At 70.2% G+C, this 4,126-nt stretch carries 4 protein-coding genes; 1 reads left to right on the top strand and 3 read right to left on the bottom strand.

Translation table 11 applies throughout. The features are described 5' to 3' along the window. Nucleotides 1–25: 25 nt before the first annotated feature. From ACFUVW_RS19945 to ACFUVW_RS19935, 3 genes are all read right to left on the bottom strand, one after another. Complete coding sequence (locus tag ACFUVW_RS19945; RefSeq protein WP_430573035.1) at nt 26–973, bottom strand: hypothetical protein; 948 nt, start codon at nt 971–973, stop codon at nt 26–28. A 283-nt stretch (nt 974–1,256) separates the two neighbouring features. After that, on the bottom strand, nt 1,257–2,549 hold the full coding sequence (locus ACFUVW_RS19940) for an ABC transporter substrate-binding protein (protein WP_430573034.1): 1,293 nt from the start codon (nt 2,547–2,549) through the stop codon (nt 1,257–1,259). A gap of 161 nt (nt 2,550–2,710) precedes the next feature. Then, entirely contained in the window at nt 2,711–3,565 is an 855-nt protein-coding gene (locus ACFUVW_RS19935) for an aldo/keto reductase (RefSeq protein ID WP_430573033.1), read from the bottom strand. Nucleotides 3,566–3,846: 281 nt separating this feature from the next. Between ACFUVW_RS19935 and ACFUVW_RS19930 the strand changes: the two genes are divergently transcribed. Beyond that, on the top strand, nt 3,847–4,050 hold the full coding sequence (locus tag ACFUVW_RS19930; protein ID WP_429734737.1) for a transcription antiterminator/RNA stability regulator CspE: 204 nt from the start codon (nt 3,847–3,849) through the stop codon (nt 4,048–4,050). Nucleotides 4,051–4,126 lie beyond the last annotated feature (76 nt).

The raw sequence follows: 4,126 nt of genomic DNA, 5'->3' as shown, positions 1-4,126 counted from the left end.
CCGTCGTCGTGCGCCGGGCCGTCGCTCAAGCCGTGAGTCCGAGCAGGACACGACGCCGGGCCGCGAGGTACGCACGGCGCAGACGGTGTTCAAGGGCTGCCAGATCCTCGAGCTCCTCCCACCGGACACGGATGACCATCCACCCGGCATCCTCCAGCGCGTCCTGCCGGGCCCTCTCCTCGCGCAGCACACGCTCGGCGTCGTCGTCGTACTTGAGCTCTCCGTCGAATTCCACCGCGAGTCGGACATCGGCGAAGCCCAGGTCGACGAAGCACGTGCCTCGCGCGGTCGCCACCTCCAGCTGACACTCGGGGCGAGGGAGCCCGACATCGGCGGCGGCGAGCCTGGTCACCGTCTCTCCCGGCGAGCCGGAGCGCGGGTCGCACAGGTCGAGGATCTCTCGTGCCTGCACGACACCCCGCTTACCCCGGGACGAGGACATGATCCGGGAGACCTCCGCGGGGTCCGCGCCGCGCCGGAAGAGCGAGTCGCACGCGACGAGCGCGCCGTCGCGCGGCAGGGTGCGGATGCAGTCCACCAGCGTGCGGGCGAGCGACGTCACGGGGACGCCGCGGACGTCGGCCCGGTCCTGGGGTGGCATCGGCGTGTGGTGGCGGCGCACCAGCGGTTCCCCCTCCCCGTCCACGTGGGGGTTCCATTCGCGCGTCACGTGAACGAGCTGCGGCGTGCGATACGTCCACGCGCCGTGGACCATCGCCGCCGTCTCGTGGCTGAACCACAGCGGCGCCTCCGTGCCGTCGGCCACCTCACGCACCAGGGCGAGGATCGCCTCCTCGTGGGAGGGCGGCATGACGACGTCGTCGGCCGACGCGAGCTCGAGCGTGTGCGGCACGAGGGGCGGGTGCGCGGCGTCTGCCGAGAGCATCCGGCGCAGCCGCGAGCCGGGGGCAGTCATGGCACCCAGGATCTCCGTGATGCGCCGGATCGCGGGAAGGTGTTCGGCTTCTCTCATGGAAGCACGGTCGCGCGATGACCGGGTCGAGCGGGGCGGTCCTCACCGCTCCTCGAGAATCTGTGGAGAAGCCCCGCCTGTGGGCATGCTCTGCGGCCCGGAGAACCGCGCAGATGTCCCCGAACTACCTCGCCTCGCTCTGAACTACCTCGGCCCACCTCGGACTACCTCGCGGGCTGTTCGACTACCTCGCGGGGAGTTGAACTACCTCGGCACGACGACGGCCCGACCGCTCTGCGGGAGCGTCCGGGCCGTCGTCGGTACCGAGGTCAGCGGGCGAGGATCACTCCTCGATCTTGCCCTCGATCTGCCGCTCGTAGGTGTACGTGTTGTCGGCGCCGTACTTGTAGATGCCGATGAAGGCCGATGTGGGGTCGTTCGACTCGTTGAGCGGCCCGATGCCGGACTTGCCGACGTAGTTGATGTCCTCGCCGGCCTCGAGCGCCTTGACGCCCTCCTCGAAGGTCTTCACCTCCGTGCCGCCGTCGGCACCCGACACCGCTCGGATGTTCTTCGAGATGGTCTCGCCGTCGGTGCCGTTGCCCTTGACCGCCGCGAGCGCGGCGAGGACGACGGCGTCGTACGACTCGGCGGAGTAGGAGAAGTCGTTGAGCTCGCCGCTCTCGTTCTCCGAGTACCAGGTCTGGAGCTCCTCGCGGAAGGCGTCGTCGGCCTGCGCGCCGGGGAGCGTGCCCTGGACGCCCTCGAGGGTGCCCGGGTCGAAGTCGTCGCCGTAGTTGGAGAGGTTCCCGTCGACGAAGTACGTGGTGCCGTTGAAGTCCCAGCCCTGCGCGACGAGCTCGTTGACGATCGCCGTGGTCTCCTCGAACGCGATGATCGAGATGGCGTCGGGCTTCTGTGCGAGCAGGTCGGTCACCTGGGCACCGAAGTTCGTCTCGCCCGGCGCGAACTCGTGGCCCTCGCCGTTGCCGCCGTAGACCGCCTCGCAACCGCCGGCCTCGAGCGCCTCCTGGACGTAGTCGCGCAGACCGTTGCCGTACGCCTCGTTCTGGACGAGGAAGCCCACCTTGCAGTGGCCGTCGCCCATGATGAGGTCGGCGTGCGCCGGTCCCTGGACCGTGTCCGGCGGTGCCGTGCGGGCGAAGAAGTCTCCGTACCCCGACAGGTCGGCCGCGGTGTTCGCAGGCGAGATCTGCATGACGCTGGCCTCGGCGAACTGGTCGACGACGCCGAGGGACACCGCGGACGACGCCGCGCCGATGACGACGGAGACGCCCTTGCCGATGAGGTCGGTGGCCGTGCTGCTCGCCACCGAGAGGTCGGTGCTGTCACCGGAGTCGCCCCACTCGACGGTCACGTCGTTGCCGAGGACGCCGCCGGCGGCGTTGATGTCGTCGATCGCGAGGCCGACGCCGGCGATCTCCGGCGGTCCGAGGAAGGCGAGGGTGCCTGTGACCGGCAGGATCGTGCCGATCTTCAGCGGCTCGGCCGAGCCGCCGCCGCCGCCCTCGGTGCTGTCGCCGCTCCCGCCGTCGGACGAGGCGCAGGCTGCGAGGCCGAGGCTGAGGACTGCCGCGAGGGCCAAACCCTTGGCGGCCGTGGTGCGTCGGATCATGCTGTTCCCCTTTTGGAGGTAGGACATTCGCGGCTCAACACCGCATTCAGTGCCGCTGAACGTAGCGAGACTGTATGTCGCGGACGTGTCGCGCGGGACGCTCCCAGCAGATCGTGACGAACCTGTTACCTACGTCACACTCGGCCCTCGGCAGCCCGTCGTCAGGCGCGGAACTGCGTGAACGACGCGGTGGCCGGGTCCGCCCCCGTGCGTCCCGCCACGCCGGCCTCCAGGGCGTCGATCGACGCCATCTGCTCGGCCGACAGCTCGAACGAGAAGACGTCCAGGTTGGTGGCCTGCCGCTCGACCGACATCGACTTAGGGATGACGATCCGGCCCTGCTGCACGGCCCACCGCAGCACGACCTGCGCGGGCGTGACGCCGAGCTCCGTCGCCGCGGCGACGACGGCCGGCGCGTCCAGGTCGGCCCCGCGGCCGAGCGGCGAGTACGCCTCGACGGCGATGCCGAGCTCGCGGCAGTGCTGCTGCACCGCGACCTGCTGGAAGGTGGGGTGCACCTCGACCTGGTTCACGGCGGGCACGACGTCGGTCTCGGCGACGAGGCGGTCGAGGTGCTCGACCAGGAAGTTCGACACGCCGATCGCGCGGACGGCGCCCTCGGCGAGCAGCTTCTCGAACGCCCGCCACGTCTCGACGTACAGGTCCTTGCTGGGCACCGGCCAGTGGATCAGGTAGAGATCCACCTGGTCGACGCCGAGCGCGCGGCGGGAGTCCTCGAAGGCGCGCAGCGCCTGCTCGTACCCCTGGTCGCCGTTGCGCAGCTTGGTGGTGAGGAAGACGTCCTCGCGGGGCAGCCCAGACGCGCGCAGCGCCGCGCCGACGCCCGCCTCGTTGTAGTAGCCGGCCGCGGTGTCGACGTGCCGGTAGCCGAGCTCGAGCGCCTGCTCGACGTTGGCCTGGGTGCCGTCGTCGGGCACCTGGAAGACGCCGAGCCCGACCTGGGGGATCTCGACGCCGGCGGACAGGGGCAGGGAGGGGACGGTGGAAATGGTCATGACCCCTTTGTATCGGCACCCGTCGGCCTCGTGTCCACCGGGGCGACCACCCTGTGGACAGCCGGTGCGGCAACACTGGTGCGCGTGCTCGCGCTCGCGTACCGTTGTGCCCGTTGCAGTGCCTCGCTCGATCCGGACGGTCCCCCGTCCGCGCCACGGCGAACGCGTCGGAAGGACTGACGCGGTCACCCGGCGGACCTTGGTCTCAAGAGTTGACGACGATTCACCGTGATGCGCGATCTCGACGGTCGAGGTCGTCGACACCTCTTGAAGGAGTAAGCATGGCCACCGGAACCGTGAAGTGGTTCAACAGCGAGAAGGGCTACGGCTTCATCGCCCCCGAGGACGGCTCGGCCGACGTGTTCGTCCACTTCTCCGCCATCCAGACCCAGGGCTACCGGTCCCTGGACGAGGAGCAGCGCGTGGAGTTCGACGTCACGCAGGGCCCGAAGGGCCCGCAGGCGGAGAACGTCCGCCCGCTCTGATCTCGCTCCCGGCCGGCTGACGCCGGCGACGTGAGTCGCACGGCCCGCACCCCCCTCGTCGGGGTGCGGGCCGTCG

Source organism: Isoptericola sp. NPDC057391, from assembly GCF_042668085.1.
Taxonomy (GTDB): Bacteria; Actinomycetota; Actinomycetes; order Actinomycetales; family Cellulomonadaceae; genus Isoptericola.
This window is presented reverse-complemented; position numbering and strand designations above follow the sequence as displayed.